This window comes from Citrobacter sp. R4, from assembly GCF_026719175.1.
Classification (GTDB): Bacteria; Pseudomonadota; Gammaproteobacteria; order Enterobacterales; family Enterobacteriaceae; genus Citrobacter_A; species Citrobacter_A sedlakii.
In genome coordinates, this window is record NZ_JAPPSU010000005.1 from 146,192 (window position 1) to 166,035 (window position 19,844).

22 protein-coding genes and 1 pseudogene are annotated in these 19,844 nt (G+C 48.4%); 10 read left to right on the plus strand and 13 right to left on the minus strand.

Translation table 11 applies throughout. From position 1 onward, the window contains the following. Positions 1-158: 158 nt before the first annotated feature. From OOJ60_RS13080 to OOJ60_RS13140, 13 genes are all read right to left on the minus strand, one after another. A complete protein-coding gene (locus OOJ60_RS13080) occupies positions 159-512 on the minus strand; it encodes a TA system toxin CbtA family protein (RefSeq protein WP_205612697.1) in 354 nt (117 codons plus the stop codon). Positions 513-532: 20 nt separating this feature from the next. Further along, on the minus strand, positions 533-850 hold the full coding sequence (locus OOJ60_RS13085; protein ID WP_032686426.1) for a type IV toxin-antitoxin system YeeU family antitoxin: 318 nt from the start codon (positions 848-850) through the stop codon (positions 533-535). Positions 851-868: 18 nt separating this feature from the next. Beyond that, a complete protein-coding gene (locus OOJ60_RS13090) occupies positions 869-1,090 on the minus strand; it encodes a DUF987 domain-containing protein (RefSeq protein WP_071602634.1) in 222 nt (73 codons plus the stop codon). Positions 1,091-1,098: 8 nt separating this feature from the next. Continuing rightward, positions 1,099-1,575 carry a JAB domain-containing protein gene (locus OOJ60_RS13095; protein ID WP_205612698.1) on the minus strand — a complete coding sequence of 159 codons (477 nt, stop codon included), beginning with the start codon at positions 1,573-1,575 and terminating at the stop codon, positions 1,099-1,101. Between the two features lie 15 nt (positions 1,576-1,590). Continuing rightward, the gene (locus tag OOJ60_RS13100) at positions 1,591-2,049 is read right to left on the minus strand and encodes an antirestriction protein (RefSeq protein ID WP_032686429.1); all 459 of its coding nucleotides are present in this window, start codon (positions 2,047-2,049) and stop codon (positions 1,591-1,593) included. An 85-nt stretch (positions 2,050-2,134) separates the two neighbouring features. Then, the gene (locus OOJ60_RS13105; RefSeq protein WP_071602627.1) at positions 2,135-2,371 is read right to left on the minus strand and encodes a DUF905 domain-containing protein; all 237 of its coding nucleotides are present in this window, start codon (positions 2,369-2,371) and stop codon (positions 2,135-2,137) included. 77 nt (positions 2,372-2,448) lie between these two features. After that, positions 2,449-2,859 (minus strand): hypothetical protein, encoded by a 411-nt coding sequence (locus OOJ60_RS13110; protein WP_205612699.1) that lies wholly within the window; start codon positions 2,857-2,859, stop codon positions 2,449-2,451. Positions 2,860-2,925: 66 nt separating this feature from the next. Next, positions 2,926-3,363 carry a hypothetical protein gene (locus tag OOJ60_RS13115; protein ID WP_205612700.1) on the minus strand — a complete coding sequence of 146 codons (438 nt, stop codon included), beginning with the start codon at positions 3,361-3,363 and terminating at the stop codon, positions 2,926-2,928. 41 nt (positions 3,364-3,404) lie between these two features. Then, positions 3,405-3,941 carry a DUF4339 domain-containing protein gene (locus tag OOJ60_RS13120; protein WP_205612701.1) on the minus strand — a complete coding sequence of 179 codons (537 nt, stop codon included), beginning with the start codon at positions 3,939-3,941 and terminating at the stop codon, positions 3,405-3,407. Positions 3,942-3,966: 25 nt separating this feature from the next. Then, positions 3,967-4,677, minus strand: a complete 711-nt coding sequence (locus OOJ60_RS13125; protein ID WP_032686432.1) for a DeoR family transcriptional regulator — start codon at positions 4,675-4,677, stop codon at positions 3,967-3,969. 208 nt (positions 4,678-4,885) lie between these two features. Continuing rightward, positions 4,886-5,710 carry a DUF932 domain-containing protein gene (locus OOJ60_RS13130; RefSeq protein ID WP_180791979.1) on the minus strand — a complete coding sequence of 275 codons (825 nt, stop codon included), beginning with the start codon at positions 5,708-5,710 and terminating at the stop codon, positions 4,886-4,888. 95 nt (positions 5,711-5,805) lie between these two features. Then, positions 5,806-6,669 carry a GTPase family protein gene (locus OOJ60_RS13135; protein ID WP_205612702.1) on the minus strand — a complete coding sequence of 288 codons (864 nt, stop codon included), beginning with the start codon at positions 6,667-6,669 and terminating at the stop codon, positions 5,806-5,808. Positions 6,670-6,768: 99 nt separating this feature from the next. Next, the gene (locus OOJ60_RS13140) at positions 6,769-7,680 is read right to left on the minus strand and encodes a hypothetical protein (protein WP_228751173.1); all 912 of its coding nucleotides are present in this window, start codon (positions 7,678-7,680) and stop codon (positions 6,769-6,771) included. A 463-nt stretch (positions 7,681-8,143) separates the two neighbouring features. On the opposite strand from OOJ60_RS13140, the gene OOJ60_RS13145 reads away from it, so the two are divergent. The 10 genes and pseudogenes from OOJ60_RS13145 (at position 8,144) to pglX (ending at position 19,828) form a co-directional block, all read left to right on the plus strand. Further along, positions 8,144-8,662 (plus strand): hypothetical protein, encoded by a 519-nt coding sequence (locus tag OOJ60_RS13145; RefSeq protein ID WP_233470896.1) that lies wholly within the window; start codon positions 8,144-8,146, stop codon positions 8,660-8,662. Positions 8,663-8,827: 165 nt separating this feature from the next. Beyond that, a complete protein-coding gene (locus OOJ60_RS13150) occupies positions 8,828-9,034 on the plus strand; it encodes a helix-turn-helix transcriptional regulator (protein WP_038879451.1) in 207 nt (68 codons plus the stop codon). Positions 9,035-9,137: 103 nt separating this feature from the next. Beyond that, entirely contained in the window at positions 9,138-9,737 is a 600-nt protein-coding gene (locus tag OOJ60_RS13155) for a hypothetical protein (RefSeq protein ID WP_205612703.1), read from the plus strand. Positions 9,738-9,953: 216 nt separating this feature from the next. Continuing rightward, positions 9,954-10,526 carry an inovirus-type Gp2 protein gene (locus OOJ60_RS13160; RefSeq protein WP_038879444.1) on the plus strand — a complete coding sequence of 191 codons (573 nt, stop codon included), beginning with the start codon at positions 9,954-9,956 and terminating at the stop codon, positions 10,524-10,526. Between the two features lie 149 nt (positions 10,527-10,675). After that, a pseudogene (locus OOJ60_RS24850) lies at positions 10,676-10,759 on the plus strand (putative zinc ribbon protein); the annotation flags it as partial. 157 nt (positions 10,760-10,916) lie between these two features. Further along, a complete protein-coding gene (locus OOJ60_RS13165) occupies positions 10,917-11,516 on the plus strand; it encodes a DUF1819 family protein (RefSeq protein WP_062933985.1) in 600 nt (199 codons plus the stop codon). After that, positions 11,513-12,127 (plus strand): DUF1788 domain-containing protein, encoded by a 615-nt coding sequence (locus tag OOJ60_RS13170; protein ID WP_001201808.1) that lies wholly within the window; start codon positions 11,513-11,515, stop codon positions 12,125-12,127. Before OOJ60_RS13165 ends, OOJ60_RS13170 begins: the two co-directional genes overlap by 4 nt. A gap of 101 nt (positions 12,128-12,228) precedes the next feature. Beyond that, complete coding sequence (gene brxC, locus OOJ60_RS13175; RefSeq protein ID WP_233470897.1) at positions 12,229-15,951, plus strand: BREX system P-loop protein BrxC; 3,723 nt, start codon at positions 12,229-12,231, stop codon at positions 15,949-15,951. 101 nt (positions 15,952-16,052) lie between these two features. Continuing rightward, a complete protein-coding gene (locus OOJ60_RS13180) occupies positions 16,053-17,807 on the plus strand; it encodes a DUF262 domain-containing protein (protein ID WP_079805578.1) in 1,755 nt (584 codons plus the stop codon). A gap of 86 nt (positions 17,808-17,893) precedes the next feature. Next, positions 17,894-19,828, plus strand: a complete 1,935-nt coding sequence (gene pglX / locus OOJ60_RS13185; protein WP_205612704.1) for a BREX-1 system adenine-specific DNA-methyltransferase PglX — start codon at positions 17,894-17,896, stop codon at positions 19,826-19,828. The last annotated feature ends 16 nt before the right edge of the window (positions 19,829-19,844 follow it).

Sequence of the window (19,844 nt, forward strand, 5' to 3'; positions counted from 1 at the left end):
ACGGCCCAGTATTCTAGGATTGTACTTGCGATAATGTGCCCAGTTAAAATTACAGCTTCTATTTGCATAATATTTCGTCCATATAAGCAAAAGCACCGGCCCGCATCAGCTGGTGCTTTTATAATGAGTAAATCATGCTGGCATTTGAATCAGGGAGGCTATTCCCAGTGTTCCCGTGCCGCGCTAATACGATTTCTTTTCAATAAACCAGTTGCCTGTCGCGCCCTCAGAATATCGACTGCCCGCAGATATGGGGACTGTTCTTGCCAGTTGAATCCCCTGCGATCAATACGAACCAGCCCGAACTTTTCCACCAGAAAATTAACGGCATCGGCCAAAGATATACCGGCATCGATATGTTCCTGAATTACCGTTTCATCACTGAATGGTGTGTCGTTGAGTGTTAGGCCATAATGTTGTTCTAGCAGGCGTGCAAGCAGCATTTGCCAGACTGCCACGGGCGACAGACATAGCGTCGCCGCCTGCGGAGTTGTTGCAGGTAGAGTTTTCATATTTGCTCTTGTGGAGTTAGTTAGCGTTGAGTGGGGTAAACGGCGATGTATACGTAGCCGCAACTGCCAAGGGTATCGGCTTCGCAGGTGAAACCATTGTGGTACAGGGTGACGCAGTGGGCATGGCGAGGGTTCATTTCACCAGTGGTCAGCATCGATTCCATCTGGCTGATAAAATGCGGAAATGCCACATCCAGCTTAAGACATTCGGTATCACTGAACTTACCGGTGATGCTGGCCCGGTCAGCCAGGTAGTGCAGTTGGTTGCCCTCCTGCACCAGACGTGTTCCCAGGCGCGGCGTGATATCGCATTGCAGGCCCCAAGTGATGTTGCTCATTACAGTTCTCCACTATTGTCAGTTCAGCGTGATACTCATCAGGCAGGCATAAGGCCCGTTGCGGTCCTGGCGGCGTTCGGCGTACACAGCCAGGACTCCTGTGATATCCGGAACATCCCTGCCGGTGTAATGACAGACGCTACCGTGCCACTGATATTTTCCGGCGCAGTAGCGAAAGATTCGGGACTCAGGATGCTGGCGGTATATCGTCATTGCCCGGCGTTTACTGATAATTTTCATTTAATACCTCACAGCAGACCGTGTTCTGCGAACGAATAGATTTGCCTGCCACCGACAATCAGGTGGTCGGGGACACGGATATCCACCATCTGAAGTACCTGAATCAGCCGCTGCGTGAGGGCTTTGTCAGCCTGGCTGGGCGTCGTCTCGCCGGAAGGATGGTTATGCGCCAGTATTACCGCCGCCTCGTTGAAATACAGGGCGCGCTTGACCACCTCCCGGGGATGCACCTCGGTGCGGTTAATCGTGCCGCTAAAGAGCGTCTCATGGGCAATAAGCTGATTCTGGTTGTCCAGATACAGCACCCGAAACTCTTCCCGCTCAAGCGCGGCCATATGCAGTCGCAACCAATCCCGGACGGCATGAGTGGAGGTGAAGGCTACCCCAGGCTCAAGCAGGTGCTGCTCCAGAGCCCTAAGTGCCCTCTGAATGAGACGCCGGTCCTGTGACGTCATTTCGCCGGGTAAAAAGGAAAGCTGTTTCATCCGTTGTTCCTCTGTTCAGTCGATGATGCGCAGAATGGCCTGAGCTTCAGGATGCTGCAGGGCATAGTCCCGCAGGCGGTAATAGTGCGCGGTCATTGCGTCACACTCTGTACGGCAGGCGTGATGGCTGTATTCAATCAGGCAGACCGCGATACCGGCGGCTTCCGCGCTCATTTGCGCACTATTGCCGCTCATGCCGTTGAACAGATGCCATTTATCGTCACTGTCAGCATCAGGTGCCATAAACGCGCCGCCATTACTGAGCGTGTAAAAGGACCAGATACCGCCGCTGTACTCATCACAGAAGCGGTCCATCCAGGCGAAAATACGGGGTTCCAGCGTTATCCACTGCGGGACGAAGCCAAAGTGCTGCGGCCAGAAATCGAGACGCTGTTCGTCAGGTACTGGTGTTGCAGTAAGGGCAAATTGAGGTTCATTAGCGGATATCAATTCGCATTGAGTTTGTGTCGTCATGGATATTCTCCGTCAATAAAAACGCCAGCGACGAAGGCTGGCGTATGGGAAATAAAGGACTTGCAGGGATGATGAATGGATGTGGTCAGGAGGAGGATACTCTGAGGATGCCTGACTTGCGGATATAACGATTAAGCCCTTCACCGGCATCAGGTTCAAAGCACCACGCCCGCCAGACCATTCGACCTTCAGAGTCACGAACCACTAGGCGGAAGTGGCTACCCTGGTCGTCTTCAATAGCGATATTTTGATACCGGCGGGTAACCGCTTCGGCCTGCTGTCGGGTGAAAGGTCCCGGTGGCAGCATGTGAGATTCAGACATTCGATCTACCTTAAAAGCAAAAGCCCCTGACGCAGAAGCGTCAGGGGCTATGAGTGTATGCAGGTGTGGGGTGATTATCAGTAACCGGTTTGTACCTTATACAGCCGCAGGGTTTTGCTGCCCCGTACAATTTTCACATACAGGGCATTATCTTTAGTGCTGCGCACAAACCCGGCCTGCACATCGCCCTTACAGTCACCACCGTCGTAAGAAATGTTGACACCGGTCTGGCGCACCAGGTCGATAACCCCGAAGCTTAGGTCTTCACAGGCCGGGCCCGGCAGGTCCTGAATCAGGGCAAATTTATGGTCGTCGCTGACACCGGTCAGTGAGCACACGGAGGTATTGATGTCGTTTCCCTGGCACCAGTACTCCTGGCCGGGATTGTCTTTATCCATCAGGCTTGCCGGAAGCTGAGCGGCACCGGCACTGAATGCGGCAAGTGACAGGATGAGGGCGGGTACAGCAGAGGTTATCATTTTCAGCATGGTTTTCTTCCTGAATTAATCCAGCCCGCTGTCGGGCAAAATGAGAGAAATTGATATCGGGTGTTATCAGAAACGCCGGTAGCGAAACAGCTCTTTGCCCTGGTAAAGTGCCACCAGGTCGTCATATTCAGGCTTCTTCTGGTTGGGCTTAAAGGTCACTACTGTGCCCGGACGGCACAGGTCTTTTACGGTGAGACCGAATTTCTTGTCCGGAGTAATGGTGAATCCCTTCGACACATCGTTGCGCATGATAGTTATCCAGCCCCACAGGCCGCCTTCGCAGTCTTTAAAAGGTGCTGAACGCACCGTGACTATCCCGCCCTGACGGTCAACAGACATGGCTTCGCATTTTCCGGTAACCTGACGATGCGCATCACACCAGAAAATATTCCCGTTGTTGTCATTGACGACTGCAGGTAGCGTCCGGTTATAGGGCTGGGCCTGAGCCCCTGCACAAAGCAGAAGGCTACCGGTAATGCCCAGTATTTTAATCAGTGTTTTCATTACGTTGGTCCTTAACAGAGAAAGTATCAGGTAGCGGTGATTCAGGCCCATACGGTCAGGGCCAGCATCACAAGCCATACCCAGAAGTAAGCCGGTTTCTGACCGAGGGTTTTCGCCCGACGCCACAAATAGAACGGCACCAGCCAGGCCAGTTTGCCGAACATGGTGGTATCCACTCCGGCCTTACGCAGGCGTCGCTCATCGAGATACCCCAGAGCGATATTGAGCAGCAGCGTGATAAACCAGTACTGCCCGCCCGAGACAGCCTCATATGCCTCGTCAAAAGACATTCCGTTCAGCCCTGCAGTCCACAGCTCAAGCGCATAACCAATGAAGGGAGCAAATGCCAGCGTCCATACCACTCCACCCGGAATGCGGTTCCCCGGCAGCGCTGGTGGTGTGGTGCTGTGGAGCAGCGCCGAAGCCAGCGGGGTGGCGGAGACCGGTTGCCAGTCCGGCATACCCTGTCGCCACACCAGCGTGGCAGCGGTGAGTTCAACGCGCGCAATCAGGCCAGTGATGTCGTCTTCGGTCACATTGTCGTGACGTATGCCATTTTTCTCGTAATGCCAGGTCATTGTTTTTCCTTCTTAACAGAGATAATTAAATCAGTGTGTTGTCCGGTTCCTCCTCAGGGGGGCCAGGAGACAGGACTTCGCGGATACAGCTGAAGTGCGGAAGGGCCCGGATAAAGCCCGCCTGTGTGGTTAACTGGCTGAGACGTTTTCGCGGGGTGAACGTTGTGTTGAGGACTGTCACCGCATGGATGGTCGCCAGAGGATGCACGGTGATATACCCGTTAAGTTCACCAGTGAGGTACCAGCAGCCGTCGAGTGATATCAGGCGGTACGGGGCCAGCCCGTCACAGCGCTCTCCCTCGGCCAGCAGCAGTACCCGCTGGCTGGCGGTAATGGCACTGACGAGACGGTAGAAGACCAGTGAGCTGGCCGGTGACGCAGACTGTGGCGGCTGCCATACCAGACAGGGCATCCCTCCTGCAGTGAGCAGCATGCCCGCCAGACGTCGGTCCAGCCCCGGAAAGATATCGGCCAGTCCTGCCCGGTGAGCAAAGGTCAGCGCATCCAGCTCGCCCTGTACGCCCCCACCGGTGCTGCGCAGGCGGCATTGCCCCCGTCGATATTCAAGGTCGAGGTACATCAGCCGTTCACGAAAATCCCGTCGCAGGGTACGGACTGACACTCCAAACTCTGCAGCAAGCCGCGTCATGTTCAGCGTTTCACCGGCAACCAGGCGGCTGATTATCAGTGACAGCCTGACAGCCAGCCGGTCATGACGGCGCTCTGCCTGTGTCATCTTGAATCTCCGTAATAGTTAACTGACTGAATATGAAATGATTCTAAAGAGGGGGGCGGACAGGGTATGGACATGGAATGAACTATTTTTTATCTGCCTCCGGAAGCAGGCCCGACGCGGCACATCGTGAAATACGGTGAAAAAACACTCAACCCAGTGGAGGTAAAACGGACAGGGAGTGTCCTTACCTAACATGCTGATAACAAGCTCAGGACTGAAACCCACTCAGCATCGCTTCAGCCATCACCCAGAGAGCCCGGTTGAGCTTCACATCTCCGTCGATACCACGCACGGCGCGGGTATGCGTTCGCCCGCCTTTCGCACTCCGACCACTGAGCCCGCCCTTAATCAGGTTCTCTTGAATACGCTGATATGTGGTCCACAGATCATTGCTCTCATCCTGCCAGCGGCGTGGGGAGAGTATCTGAGGTGCTGTCACTGGCTGGTGGTCCTCACCGAAACGGTACGTCAGTGCAGCCTGTGCCAGAGCCTGTTGTGCAGGTGGCGGCAGCATCAGCGACTGCATGGCATCCCGCTTCTCTTCCACACGGTCAAAAATACCCAGCACTTCATACGCCCCCTCAATCACCTGACTCACGACATCTCCTTTGTGCGGCACACGCACCTCGCCAAACGACTCACCGCAGACAAGCCCGTTCTGGCATACCGCGCGGAATAATCCCGGCAGCATCTGATACGAGCTGGTGCCGTCATGAGAGTTGAGCAGAATGATTTCCGGGACTTGCTTGCCGGTAATTTGTCCCTCCCGACGCAGGCGCAGCATGTGCTTTGTGTGCTCGCGGCGACCTGGGTCACGCACTCTGGTCTGACAGGCAAAGAAGGGCTGAAAGCCTTCGCGCTGCAGACTGTCAAGGAGAGAAATCGTGGGTATATATGTGTACCGTTCACTGCGAGATTCGTGTTTGTCCTCACTGAAAACACTGGGCACTACACGAAATAGCTCTTCGCGGGTTAACGGACGGTCACGACGGATAAGATTTGATGCGCCAAAGCGCGAAGCCAGACGGGTCATAAGCAGACTCCTCATGATGGGAAAATAAAGACAGAAAAGCCCTACCGATCAATCGCGACAGGGCTCAGGAAACTACGGGTTAGAAGGGTTAATGTTCAGAAGAAGAAGTTCCAGACTGCACGAGCGACCGATACCACGATGTCGCGTACAGACTGGATGACAGTCCGAACCGGGGACGGTATCAGGGGCATGGAACTTACTGTGTCCAACACCGAGCCGACCGTTTCACCAAAATCGTCACGGGCTTTTTTATTAATGGCATCGGTACGAAGTGGATCACTAAGCTGTACCACCACCGGACTACTGGCCTCCCGCGGCAGGCAATGAATCATCCGTTCAGCCATTACCCGCAGCCCCCATTGCAAACGTACCGACACCGCACAGACAGGGTTTACAGGTTGGAACAACTCATGCAGTAGACAGATTTTGCGGCTGATATTTTGTTTCTGCTCTGTAGACAGCTTTTCACCACCGCTGGTGGGTTCAACCTTGTCGGACTGACTGATAACAAACAACACCTTATGCCGGTATGCTTCACCAATCACCTGCCGGTAAAAATGTTCATCCGCCGCTAGTGCTCGATCATCGGCCTTAATCAACCACAGCACCAGGTCGAGCCGGGGAAGTTGTTCACGGTAGAGTGCGGCATATTCAGCATCCCGGAGTTCGGACTCTCCAACACCGGGTAGGTCCATAACTGTCATAAAGCGTTTGCCGAGCTGCAGGCGAAACTGCAGTGGTTTTCGAGTACATGCCGCCACATCACTGACCGGTGATATATCCCCAGCAAACAGGGCATTACACAGGCTGCTCTTGCCTGCTCCGGTTTTCCCCATAATGCCTATTACAGGCTCGTAGTGGGTTAACTGATTTATCTGCTGCAGAATGCGTTCAGAGACCCACTGGGGCAGGCCGGAAAGCGGTTGCTGCAGTGACTGCAGACCGTCAAATTGTTTCATTATTGCTCCTCCGAAAAAAGTATACAAAAACGGCAGAACTAAGAGGTTCTGCCGTTAATGGGATATGTTCAGAGTGATGATATATATCTGTGATCTTTTTTAATTTTCCCAACTTTTCAGTTTAGCTTTTGCGTATGCATCATTGATCAGCATCTCAATCAATTCATTGATTTTCATTTCATTTTGGCTTGCCAGATAATCAAGTTGTCTCTTACTATCTTTGCTAATATAGGTATTGAGAACTTTTTTGTTTGCAACACTATCTCTGAATTTTTTCTGACCCCATGCTTTTTTTGTTTTTATAATAAACAACTCACCTTCAGCATCGGATTTATTCTCAACCCATTGATCAAAGATTGAGTGAACTTTCAGATTCAAATTTTTTTCAAACCAAAAATCCACATTACCATTAATCATTTTGTTCTTATCGAAGTAAGACATTACCCACTGATAATCTGCCAGGTATTTAGCATCATATCTGGCTGATGAGAACCAAAACGGATTGCCAAATTTTTTCTGGATACGGAGCCAGGAATTTCTCAAGCGCTCTAAGTTTGAGCGGATATGGATAAAACTTGATACACGACATTGATGGTCTATCAAAAGAATTAACCCGTCATAATTTACGCCACCCTTATCAGAATCAAGGCTCCATTCAGGTAAAGTGATATCAAGGAGAGAGGGGGTATTATTATTTGCATATAGCTTATATTCGGCATGAATGTAATTAGCAACAAATGACAACGAACGCTCACAATCAATCCACTCAAGTTCACTAAAAGGTATTAACTTACCCTCAACCTCTCGCCTACTCTTTTCAAAGAAATCTTCCGCACTCCTATACTTAAGCATTTCTTTTTTATTCATATATTTAATACAAGACTCTTTGAAAAGATTGGCATCACCTATTCTTTCCACTAATTCACGAGACTCATCAACATGCATTAATGCTGAGCGGAAGATATCCCAGTAAAGCCATAAATTTACTCTTTTCGTCCAGAGACTGGTCACTCGTTTTCCTGCACTCATCATAACCTCAAACGTAACAACAATCGTAGAACAAGCCGTAGCACTCTACGTAGTATACTACGTTATTTTTTTGACTATCATAAGCCTCTACACCTGTACTTCATGCCTTGATTTCAATCATACCGGAGAAACTTTGACCTAAGTCATGTAGAGCGCCTCCCCGGAAATACTGAAAATTGTCTCTGCGCCCCCCCAACGACAGCCAAGGGTAACAGGTTGTATGAATGTAAAAACTGTAGGAAAACGGAGACGTCTATCAGGTTAAAACATAATTAAGGTTAATTGGTATTATAGAGAGTAGACCTCAATTGATAGACATCTAACATCCCCACCACGAGAGGATAAACATCCGTCAAAAGCGATTGAATCCTGTTTTACAAGCATCCTTAAAGAGACAAAAAACAGATGAGCCATTTCCTTTGAATTCATCCAAAGGAACTGAACAATGCAAAAACATTACCCACATTTAAAGAAAATCATCCCTAATGACTTCCTGCTGAATCTGATCAACCATCATCTTAATCAGATCCTGGCATGTCACGCCAAGATACTGGCGTTTCGAATGGATTTTGATTATCAGCGGGGTACTAATCGATTCATTCGTAACTCCTCGATAGAAATACAGGATGACCTCAGAGAGCTTACTCAGACAATGATTAGCCTTCCTGGCGTTATCGGTAGTTTCTGGGTACTGGAATGGATATTAGAAGGGGCAGTTCATGCGCATGCTATTTTTTATCTTAATGGCCGGGAACATCAGAAATCATTCCCATTCATTTTAAAGGCAGGGGAACTGTGGCATCAAATTACCTATGGCGAGGGAAAATACCAGCGATGCAAACCAAAGGAATATCATCAGGACAACATTAATAATGTTGTTGAATATCACAATAACGAAGCCATAAACAGTCTCAGACGTATAGCCAGTTATCTAACAAAAAAGACCAAAAATATGGTTATCTAATTTGGGGATGTAATGAGATTCCTGAACCTGCAAGACAGGGCCGCCCCAGAAAAACAGAATAAGCTAGCGACACTTTTTTACAGCACCACCGGTACCTATGCCGGAGCGGGCAGCAGTAATTCATAAACCGACTCCGGTCCCCTTTAGCTACCGGAGAGTCCAGTCATGACCATTAAACCTTCCCTGCTTGAAGATCAGTTTGTCGATATGGCTTTTATCACACGTCTGACCGGGTTAACCGATAAGTGGTTTTACAAGCTCATCAAAGACGGTGAGTTTCCTAAACCGATCAAACTTGGGCGAAGCTCACGATGGCTACAGAGTGAGGTGGAAGCCTGGCTTCAGGAACGTATTAACCAGTCCCGTATGTAATTCACCCTACCCGCGTTAACTAAACCGACAGCATAAAAATGATTATCCGGTTGCTCCGGAGGTTTTCTGCTGTCTGCAATTTAAGCCAGAAGAAATATGGACCATGAAAGATTACAAACCTCGTTACAAAGAGCTTTATAAGTATTACCAGGTCTGGTTGACCGATTTTACGAAGCTGACGGTAAGATCGGGTATGTGCCACCAGAATATCTACCACCATCATACCCTGACGGTTGGCAGCCTTAAGTTTCCGGGAGAGGAAGAGGTTATTGCTATTGTCCCCCAGTGCCTGCACCGGATTATTTATGGCAGAGCAGCAGCATCGCTGGCGGTCAATGATGATCTGAGCGTCAGCTTATTTACCCAGGAACATCTGCTGGCTCACCATCCCATGCTGGAAGGTATTCTGCTGTCTGAGTGCGTGCGTTTAAAACAGCGTCCTCTGGCAAAGAGGCTCATCAGTTTGTTCCGCCAGTTCAGCGGTAGCGAGCTGCGTCTGAAGCTGGTCTGGCTGTGCTGGTACGATTTGATGCTTGGTAATTGCCTTGATGACTGGACCGACAATCTCAGGTTCAAAAAAGACAAAGAGATGGATAGCTGGGTCAATGACCGACAGGCAGAAAACCCTATACTGACCAGTCTGATGGACGAGTACGTCTGCTTTGCATGGCGGACGACAGCCGAACCACTGAATCAGGTCTGATGCCTTGCCCTGCAAGGGTTCTGAAGGCAATAGTGAGTGTGAATATTAATATCGGTTATTAGTATTATTAATAGGCATTCCTTCTTAATCCTTCACCCTGATTAATCCCACCATTACCAAATCTTTCAAAAGCCTTGTCAGTAACTGCGTCATGCCTTCCCCTACGGAGGCTTCCTCACATCTGCTGATCTTTGTCAGCACGAAGGAATCTGTTCTATGCAAAATAAACCGCAATGGGAGCCAGACTGGTATCTGGAATCTCTCCTTAACATCCATATTTGCGAAATGGTTGATCGCTATGCCTGCCTGCGGGCACTCCGAGTCGACTTGTTCTATCAGCATCACACCGCTAAGTACTACCTGCAAAGCCACCATCATCTTGAGAGGGATCTCCGGTTACTCATGGATCACATGATGCAAATAGGCGCAGTCGTGGGTTATTTCTGGGTTATCGAATGGACAGAAGACCATCACTACCATGCGCACGTAGTCTTCTGGGTAGATGGCAACCGTAGTCGGAATGTTTATCCCTGGGCTGAGAAAGCCCGTGAGTTCTGGACGTTAATTACCGAAGGTGAAGGGGGCTTACATCGCAGTGAATACAAAAAACATTACAGAGCCAATATCAATATCCCGGTGCGTTACAGCGAACCAGACAGTATCGACAACATCCGACAGGTGTTGGCGTATATGACCAAAATTCAGCAGAAACATGGCCTGCTGCTGTTCGGCTGCAATGATGTCCCTGAACGACCAGCAACCGGGCGACCACGCAAGACTGACTTCTGAGTAAGGCAGTTTTTTACGCCAGCAATTCATAGTGTTACTACCACACCGTTATTTACCTCGCAACACCTTTAAACCTTCCAACCGCATGGCTTCTGTCTGCCCTTCAGGGACGGCTTATGCCTGCGTGTTGGCTGGCTGGAGCCTAGAATATGTTTGCCAAATCCTTTCTCGCTCTCGAAGGTAACGGTGGTCTGAGCGATGCCCTTACAGCCCCTTATGATCGCTACACCTGCAAGTGTGCAGCAATATCCGTGGTAATTTATATTGCGCCTCTGAAGCGGAAAAATCACGCTGGTCGATAGCAAAGGCAAAATGTGTTTTGTCATAAGGCCATATGCTCCAATTTCGCGTATCATAACGGAGTTTTTAAACCCTGACCGTGGAGCCATTATGACCGCCAAAGAATATCTGGGTGACATCATTGGTGGCAGCCTGATGTTGCGTGAGAGCAGAGTCATCGCGGAGCTGCTGATATCCTCACCAAATGATGATCAATGGCATAATGCTATTGTAAATGACAATGTGCTGCAGAAGACCTCAGTGCACAGTGTTAAACGCATGGCTTCAACCCTGCGTAAAAGAATTCAACCGATGGGTGAGGCATTCTGGACTGAGCTACTAAAGGCCCCTGATGATGCAGCCAGACAAATGTTGCTAATGGCGACAATGTGCCAATCCCCAGTGCTGACCGATTTCATGGCAACGACACTGTCTGATGCCCGACAGATGTTTCGTGAATCATTGCGCAGCGAAGACTGGCAGGAATTTATTCTATCCCGCCAGCGTGCCATTGTCGGCTTGGATCAATATTCCGAAAGCTCAATCCAGAAAATGGGCAACAATGTATTTAAAATCCTCGCAGATAGCGGGTATCTGGAATCAGGCCGCAGCAAAAAGCTGAAAAATGTCTTCCTACTACCCCAGATAAGAGAGTGGGCAAACAGTCTCGACTGCCAAAAAGTCTATGATGTGATGGAGTCAGTCAGATGAGAGCGAAACTGGACAGTAAGCCGCAATTGTCAGCTCGTCTGGAACAAATCGAAGACCGGCTTAAAAGTGAAGGCTTCCTGAAGAACCAAGAGCTCGGTGGTGAGATCGGTTTTTATATCTTTGATTACCCACCTCAATTTGAACTTACCGTACGGGAATATCTGAGATTGACTCTGCCTCGCCTAGCTCGGCAGGGGCTGAATTTCGCTCATCTCAATCTGTTCGAAGAGGTACTGGCAATTTTGCAAGAGCGTAAATTGTTAGATAAAGCTTTTGATCTGGAACGCAAAAAAGGTACCGATGAGCTAGCCAAAGCACTTAAAGGACCTCTTGAACAAGGTCGAATTGCTAAGCATCTGATAGATAAAGTGCTTCCGGCCTCGCCTCAATTTGTATTGTTATCAGGTCTTGGCCAATGCTGGCCATTGCTACGTGGTCATAGTTTGCTTAATGCATTACATGCCCATATGGGGGCGATACCATTGGTATTGTTTTATCCGGGCAGTTACAACGGCCTCGAACTTTATCCTTTTGATCTGGACAGCGCAGAAGTGGCAACAGCCAACTACTACCGAGCTTTCCAACTGGTGCCTCACGCATCCAAGTACTGAAATTTAAACTGCTGCCGAAGCTTGTTTTTTGAGAGAATTCAAACCACTAACTTGGCCGCGAAAGAGTCATCACGTTATAGCGAGCAGAAGCGTCTCGCTGAATGATAGAGACGGAATTTTTAATGCAGATAAGAGAGCTGTTTACCAAACAACTGGATCGCCCAATCAATGGTGTGGTGAAAGCCGAGCAGCTGGATGAGCAAATCATCTGGACTGAGCTTGACGAGTATGTGGTGACCCGTGAACTTGACCGCCACCTTCGTCACTTTTTTGAGACCTACCTGCCTGGTGTCAGCCATCCAGATGATCCTAGTGTGGCGGGTAAAATTGGGATTTGGGTATCGGGTTATTTCGGTTCCGGTAAATCTCACTTTATAAAGATCCTCTCTTACCTGCTCGGTAACAAGAAAGCTGTTAACAATGGCCAAACAAAAGCTGCCATCGAGTTTTTCAAAGAGAAAATCAGCGATCCCCTTCTTTACGGTGATATCCACGCTGCAGTTAACCGCAATACTGAAGTAATTCTCTTTAATATCGACAGCCGCGCAGATACTGAAGACAAAGAAGATGCCATTCTCAAAGTTTTCTTGCGCGTCTTCAATGAGCGCCTGGGATATTGCGCTGACCATCCTCATATCGCACACCTGGAACGTGAGTTAGATTCCCGTGGCCAATACGAGCCATTCAAAGCAAAATTTGCTGAACTCACGGGCTCAAGCTGGGAAGAACAGCGTGATGCCTATGGTTTCTGTCGTGATGAAATGGCAAAAGCCTGGGCCTATGCTACCGGCCAGTCAGATGCCTCATCGGTGCAGAGTATGGAAAATCTCGAATCCATGTTTACTCTCGACATTGCCAACTTCTGTAAATGGGTGCGGGAGTATCTCGATCGTAGCGATCCATCTGGTGACAGTAAACGCATGGTCTTTCTGGTAGATGAGGTCGGACAGTTTATCGGCAACAACACCCAGATGATGCTCAAACTGCAGACGATAACAGAAAATATCGGTACCGCTTGTGGAGGCAGAGCTTGGGTAATCGTCACTTCACAAGAAGATATCGATGCCGTACTAGGAGATCTTAGCGCTAAAAAAGGCCAGGACTTCTCCAAGATCCAAGGGCGTTTTCACACAAGGATTTCCCTCTCCTCGTCCAATACCAATGAGGTAATACAGAAACGTCTGCTCGAAAAAAGTGAAGACGCTAAAAACTGCCTGGCAGAATTGTTCAGTCAAAAAGGCGACATTCTTCGCAACCAGTTGACCTTTGATACCAGCACTACAGCTGAGCTTGCTAACTACAGTGATAATGTTGAGTTTGTTGATCACTACCCTTTCATTCCCTATCAGTATCTGCTGGTACAAAAGGTCTTCGAAGCAATCCGCAAAGTGGGGGCTACCGGTAAACATCTCTCCCGTGGTGAACGTTCTCTGCTGGATGCATTCCAGAATGCCGCACGCCAGCAGATGAACAAAGATATCGGTGTATTGGTGCCTTTCCATGCCTTTTATCCGGCAATCGAATCTTTCCTCGATACCAACGTTAAACGCATCTTCGAACAAGCGGCTGAGAAAGCAAGCCTCGATCCTTACGACATTAATATTCTTAAATCGCTGTTTTTAATCCGCTATGTCGATCTGGTCAAATCCACCATTGATAATCTGGTCACACTCTCTATTGAAGAAATAGATACCGATAAAGTGGCACTGAAAAGCCGAATCGAAGCCAGTCTACAGCGTCTTGAAAACCAGCTATTGATTGTCAGAAATGGCGATGAATACGTATTCCTGACTAACGAAGAAAAAGAAGTCGAGCAGGAGATCAAACACACTCAGGTTGAAGCAACTGAAGAGAACCGGCAACTGGCCCGGTTGGTGTTTGAAGAGGTAATGGGCAATCGCCGTCAGTATCGCTATCCGGTAAACAAGCAGGATTACCCTCTGACTCGCTTTTGTAACGGCCACTCTATAGACGGCAGCCAACAAACAGATCTGGTGCTCAAAGTCATTTCCCCACTGGATGCCAATTTTGACAGTTATAACGAACAATCCTACAAGGCACTGAGCCAAGAAGGAAATGGTTGTATTCTGGTACGCCTGTCGAGTGAGAAGCAGATCTGGGCTGAATTTGATACTTGGTTGAAAACCGAGAAATTCCTGGCAGGGATACGAGGTAAACGACCTGAGCAAGAGAAATTGCTGGCAGAAAAAGCACTCGAAAACACCCAGCGTCGCAGCCGTCTGAAATTACTATTCGATGATCTGGTGAAACAAGCACAGATATTCGCACTCGGTAATGAGCTGCAAAGTAAATCGGCTAGTGTCAGCAATATGCTTGATGAAGCTTGTGCCTACGTAATCGAAAACTCATTCCAAAAGCTCTCTTTACTACAAAGCTGTGGTAACAACCCGGTGCAAGAGCTGAAGTCGGTGATCATGGCCGATGACATGGCACAGCTAAATGTAAATCTCGGTGAACAAGACCCCAATGCTGCTGCAAAAAAGGAGATTGAACTCTTTTTAAATGTCGCAGATGAAAAAAATCAGCCGGTCTACCTCAAAGAATTGTTAGAGCGATTCAGTGCTCGTCCCTTCGGCTGGAACCGTGACGAAGTAATGCTACAGGTGACTCATCTGGTCTTGCTTGGTAAGGCTGCGCTATCTACACCGAATGGTGATTTGCCCCTCAAACGCAGCTACGAACATTTTACCTCGGTACGTAGCCACAGCACACTGCGTATTCGTCGAGTACGTCAGCATACAGAACAGCAAGTAGCTAAAGCGGCTAAACTGGCGAAAGATATTTTTAATAAACCCTTCGAGAGCAGCGAAAAAGAGCTGGCGAATAAGCTTCTTGACGTACTAGGCGAGTGGCAGCGATTAATTAAAGAATTTGATTTTAAAGCTAAAGATGGGAATTGCCCTGGCAAAAGCACCCTGCTTACCGGCAGTCGATTGATCGCCAGCCTGCTTGAGCTGGGCAACAACAGTTATGCCCTAATCGATGGACTCTGCCAGCAGAGCAACGAATGGCAGGATTTTGCCGAAGATTTTGAAGAAGTCGAGGAGTTTTTCACTCGTCAGTTTGATATCTGGCAACAGTTGCGTCGAGCCCTCAACGATCAATTCAAATCCAATCGCCATGCACTGGAGCAAAACCCAGAAGCGGCTAAAGCATTATCTGCACTGCAGGCTATCTACGATGATAAATCCCCGTATAGCAAACTGCGCCAGGTGGGATCGTTAATTGATCAACTCATCGCCATTAACCTGCAACTGGTAGAACAGAAACGTGCCGCGGCTTTGGAAGCGATCAATGCAACCCAGCAAGGTGTTGCACCGCTGGTTACTGACTTACCAGCTGAGTTACAAAACCAGGCAATGCGTCCCTTTAATCTGTTAAAAGAACGGGTCAGTAACAGCTTATCCTTACATGAGATTGTTAGCCTGCAACAAGAGGCTGATGATGAAGAAGATAAGGTCTTAGAACTGATCAACCGCTACAGCGCCGAACTTCAAGCTCGTCTGGAAGCGGAGCAAGCCGCAGCACGGAAAAAAGCGGCTGAACCGCCTAATAGCGATGCGGGTACTTTGCGAGAACCGGATCCATCAGGCTCGCCAACTACTATTGCGAATAACTCTGCTGCGACAGTGGTTAGCCACAAACCAATACCTAAACCTATCGAACTGGTTTCACCCGCAGAATTACTCGGTGCCAGCCATATCTTTATAGAAACGGAGCAGGATATCGACACCTATCTCGCGACACTTCGCAGCCGTTTACAACAGGCAATAGGTCAGGGTAAACGAGTGCGGATCAAATAGTGTTGCGCCCAAAAGCAAGGATGTAAAACGCTCGGCCCCTTTTCTCATCAAAAGGGGCGTAAAGAGTGCTTCGAACACAACCATACGGGAAGAGATAAAACATGTACCAAACCGGTGGCACCATCGAAACGCTGCTGAACAAAGTTGAACAACATGAATATATTTTGCCTGCAATCCAGAGAGAATTTGTCTGGCGGCCAGATCAAATCTGCCAGCTGTTTGACTCTCTACTACAAGGCTACCCGTTTGGTACCTTCCTGTTTTGGAAAATTAAAACTGAGAATCTGCGTCAGTATCAATTTTATGATTTTATGCGTGACTACCACCAGCGTGATCAAGTCCACTGTAAAAAACTAGATATTATCGGTGAAAATGATCGCATCGCGGTTCTAGATGGCCAGCAGCGAATGACGGCACTAAACATCGGGTTACGCGGTTCCTATAGTTGGAAAACTCAGGGTAAATGGTGGTCCAGTGCAGACGCCTTTATCGAACGTCGCCTCTATCTCAATCTTTTTGAATGCACAGACCCTGACAGCGGAACTCGTTATGAGTTCGAGTTCTTGAATGAGGATGAGGCAAGCCACAACGATGAACAACACCATTGGTTTTTAGTCTCCCGTATTCTCGGTATGAATGCCTATGACGTAATGATGTCAGTCATGGAAATGAAAATGCCAGATGAACGCAAACCAGCAGCAGGTAAAGTGATTTCCCGTTTTCATGACATCATTCACAATAAACCTTTGATCAGTTACTACCTGGAAGAAGGTCAGGAGCTATCCAAGGTTCTCAATATCTTTATCCGTATGAATAGTGGCGGAACAACACTCTCCTATTCAGATCTACTGCTCTCCATCGCCGTAACGCAATGGAGCACGCTGGATGCGCGTGATGAGATTCACAAGCTAGTAGATGAAATGAACCAAATAGGTAATGGTTTTTCCTTTAGCAAGGACCTGGTGCTCAAAGCAGGTCTGATGCTGAGTGATATCGGCAGCGTTGGGTTTAAAGTCGAGAACTTTAGCAAAGAGAACATGCGCAAGCTGGAAGATAATTGGGAATGCATCCGTAAAGCTTTACTTCTTGCAGTCAATTTACTCAGCAGTTTCGGCTTCAACAGTTACAATCTGGGAGCAGACAGCGCCCTACTCCCCATAGCCTATTACCTCTACCATCGAGATCTGGATAACCGCTACCTATCCCGTAGCGAGTATGCTGCTGATAGGCAGGGGATCAGAGGTTGGCTAATTCGCTCTATCCTTAAACAATCCGGTATTTGGGGAAGTGGTCTTGATACGCTTCTGGCTAGCTTGCGAAGCAAGATCAAGGAACATGGTCAGCAAGAGTTTCCTTTGATAGAAATATCGATTGCAATGACAGAACGTGGCAAGAGCTTACGCTTTGATGAAGAAGAGCTACAGTCGTTGGTTGAACTCGACTATGGTAACCGTCGAACTTTTGCCTTGCTATCTCTGCTCTTTCCGGGACATGACTTCTCCCATCACTTCCATGTTGATCACATATTCCCTAGAGCCCGCTTTACCAAAAGCCAACTGAAAAAGATAGGGATGACCGATGAAACACAGATTGAAGAGTGGATGATCATGGCTAACCGGCTACCTAACCTACAGTTGTTAGAAGGGGGCCAGAACAATGAAAAACGTGAGAAGTTACCGCATGAATGGTACGAAGTGATGTGGCCGGAGCCAGCTGCCCGTGCCAATCATCTTCACTTACAGGCAATCGACTCACTTCCAGAGACTTTGGCTGGATTTGAGGCGTTCTATCATAAGCGTCGTGAAATATTATTGGCGCGTTTACGTCACCTTCTTAGTGAACCTCTTACGGCATAATTTCTTTTTCAGGTGAGTTACAACTCATCCAACATTGTATTCTGAATGGTGGGATACCGCCCGGATAAACCAATTTGTGAGCCTTAATGAACACTGCCAATTTAAAAAAAATAGCCCCTCGGGCTCGTACAGCATTTATCACAGCGATCAAAGCACGCGCTGCTGAATTTGGAATCACTGCCAAGGGCCATATTGAGCCGGTAATTAGCGGTGAAGTTTTGCAAGTTGCTGGATTTACCCATCCAGCCAGTTGTGCCTCTGCCCTTAAGCGCCTGCAACAACAGCTTGCAAACGATAGTTATGAGACTTTAATAGAGCATGTCGCATACACTTGGTTTAACCGCTTCTGTGCCATCCGCTTTATGGAGCTGAAAAGCGAAGAGGGATATTTAGAACACGGTGTACGTCTGCTATCACACCCTTCTCAGCCACAGGGTTTTGAAGTGTTGGATCGCGCCCCTGAGGTGATCGATTCCCTGATAACAGAAGGTGTGGCTTTGGATAAGCCGGCTCTGTTGGACTTGTTACTGGCAGGTAATGAGCAGGAGACTCTCTTCCGTGAGCTACTTCTCGGCCAATGTCACCGACTGCATCAGGCAATGCCATTTTTGTTTGAAGCCATTGATGATGAAACAGAACTCCTGTTGCCTACAGGCCTTACCCGCACTGATGCCTTCTGGCGCGAACTGGTAGATGAGATCCCAGAACTTGACTGGCAGCAAGTAGAGGTTATCGGCTGGCTTTACCAATTTTACATTAGTGAGAAAAAAGAGCAGGTCATTGGTAAGGTGGTCAAATCCGCAGATATTCCTGCCGCTACTCAGCTGTTCACGCCTAACTGGATAGTACAATATCTGGTGCAAAACTCGGTGGGACGTTACTGGCTGCAAACCTATCCTGAGACCACACTCAAAAGCACGATGCCCTACTATATCGACCAAGGCGAGCAGGCTTCCGAGGTAGTGGCACAACTGGCTGAACTTACAACCGCCAGCATCGAACCTGAATCAATACGCGTACTCGATCCAGCCTGTGGGTCCGGCCATATTCTGGTGGAAGCCTATAATGTGCTCTATCGAATTTATGAAGAACGCGGTTATCGGAGCCGCGAGATCCCAGTGCTAATACTTAAGAATAACCTCTTTGGACTCGATATCGACGACCGCGCTGCACAGCTGGCGGGTTTTGCTTTGCTAATGCGTGCCCGTCAGGATGATCGTCGTCTGTTTTCTCGTAACAATGGTTGTGATATAGACCTGAATATTTACGCCCTACAGGAAAGTCGACACCTCAACATTCAGAAACTTTGGCAAGCACTTAATCTCAATGCTGATGCGCAGCATGGCCAGACTCAAGATCTACTTACAGTAGCCCAAGCTACAGATGACCCCCGTCTGACGCTTCTAAAAGACCTGCATCAGCGTTTTCTTAATGCCAAAACACTGGGTTCCTTAATTAGTATATCTACTGAACAAGCCTCAGCTATTGAGGAGCTCTATTCCACGATTCAGGAACTCAGCAAAAATGGCGATAATATGCAACGACCTGAATCTAAAAAACTATTACCGCTGCTAGCACAAGCTCGCCTACTAGCTAAACGCTATGATGCGGTGATCGCAAATCCACCGTACATGGGCAGTAAGGGGATGAATGCGGATCTGAAAGAGTTCGCTAAAAAGCAGTTCCCTAATAGCAAGTCAGACCTGTTTGCCATTTTTATCGAACGAAATCTGGATTTAACCAAAGAGTCAGGTGTGGTAGCGATGATCACCATGCAAAGCTGGATGTTCCTTTCTTCATACGAGTCATTGCGTACCCGAATTTTGAATCAACACACTATTCTGAGTATGACCCATCTTGGGGCAAGAGGATTTGATAGTATTGGTGGAGAAGTCGTCTCAACTACTGCATTCGTATTAGGGAATTTTCACCTTTCAAGCTATCAGGGCACTTATCTCCGTTTAGTGGATGGAAACTCTGAAGCAGAAAAAGCAGCCATGTTTAAAGCAGCTATTGCTTAAAGAAATAGGGCTTAAG

What these genes read in the sequence shown, in the direction of transcription:
- OOJ60_RS13100 (WP_032686429.1), bottom strand. Translation starts at nt 2,049, where the DNA reads ATGACGACACAAACTCAATGCGAATTGATATCCGCTAATGAACCTCAA.
- pglX (WP_205612704.1), top strand. Translation starts at nt 17,894, where the DNA reads ATGAACACTGCCAATTTAAAAAAAATAGCCCCTCGGGCTCGTACAGCA.
- OOJ60_RS13165 (WP_062933985.1), top strand. Translation starts at nt 10,917, where the DNA reads ATGACCGCCAAAGAATATCTGGGTGACATCATTGGTGGCAGCCTGATG.
- OOJ60_RS13080 (WP_205612697.1), bottom strand. Translation starts at nt 512, where the DNA reads ATGAAAACTCTACCTGCAACAACTCCGCAGGCGGCGACGCTATGTCTG.
- OOJ60_RS13130 (WP_180791979.1), bottom strand. Translation starts at nt 5,710, where the DNA reads ATGACCCGTCTGGCTTCGCGCTTTGGCGCATCAAATCTTATCCGTCGT.
- OOJ60_RS13125 (WP_032686432.1), bottom strand. Translation starts at nt 4,677, where the DNA reads ATGACACAGGCAGAGCGCCGTCATGACCGGCTGGCTGTCAGGCTGTCA.
- OOJ60_RS13120 (WP_205612701.1), bottom strand. Translation starts at nt 3,941, where the DNA reads ATGACCTGGCATTACGAGAAAAATGGCATACGTCACGACAATGTGACC.
- OOJ60_RS13160 (WP_038879444.1), top strand. Translation starts at nt 9,954, where the DNA reads ATGCAAAATAAACCGCAATGGGAGCCAGACTGGTATCTGGAATCTCTC.
- OOJ60_RS13145 (WP_233470896.1), top strand. Translation starts at nt 8,144, where the DNA reads ATGCAAAAACATTACCCACATTTAAAGAAAATCATCCCTAATGACTTC.
- OOJ60_RS13085 (WP_032686426.1), bottom strand. Translation starts at nt 850, where the DNA reads ATGAGCAACATCACTTGGGGCCTGCAATGCGATATCACGCCGCGCCTG.
- OOJ60_RS13170 (WP_001201808.1), top strand. Translation starts at nt 11,513, where the DNA reads ATGAGAGCGAAACTGGACAGTAAGCCGCAATTGTCAGCTCGTCTGGAA.
- OOJ60_RS13090 (WP_071602634.1), bottom strand. Translation starts at nt 1,090, where the DNA reads ATGAAAATTATCAGTAAACGCCGGGCAATGACGATATACCGCCAGCAT.
- OOJ60_RS13180 (WP_079805578.1), top strand. Translation starts at nt 16,053, where the DNA reads ATGTACCAAACCGGTGGCACCATCGAAACGCTGCTGAACAAAGTTGAA.
- OOJ60_RS13105 (WP_071602627.1), bottom strand. Translation starts at nt 2,371, where the DNA reads ATGTCTGAATCTCACATGCTGCCACCGGGACCTTTCACCCGACAGCAG.
- OOJ60_RS13150 (WP_038879451.1), top strand. Translation starts at nt 8,828, where the DNA reads ATGACCATTAAACCTTCCCTGCTTGAAGATCAGTTTGTCGATATGGCT.
- OOJ60_RS13155 (WP_205612703.1), top strand. Translation starts at nt 9,138, where the DNA reads ATGAAAGATTACAAACCTCGTTACAAAGAGCTTTATAAGTATTACCAG.
- brxC (WP_233470897.1), top strand. Translation starts at nt 12,229, where the DNA reads ATGATAGAGACGGAATTTTTAATGCAGATAAGAGAGCTGTTTACCAAA.
- OOJ60_RS13115 (WP_205612700.1), bottom strand. Translation starts at nt 3,363, where the DNA reads ATGAAAACACTGATTAAAATACTGGGCATTACCGGTAGCCTTCTGCTT.
- OOJ60_RS13095 (WP_205612698.1), bottom strand. Translation starts at nt 1,575, where the DNA reads ATGAAACAGCTTTCCTTTTTACCCGGCGAAATGACGTCACAGGACCGG.
- OOJ60_RS13110 (WP_205612699.1), bottom strand. Translation starts at nt 2,859, where the DNA reads ATGCTGAAAATGATAACCTCTGCTGTACCCGCCCTCATCCTGTCACTT.
- OOJ60_RS13135 (WP_205612702.1), bottom strand. Translation starts at nt 6,669, where the DNA reads ATGAAACAATTTGACGGTCTGCAGTCACTGCAGCAACCGCTTTCCGGC.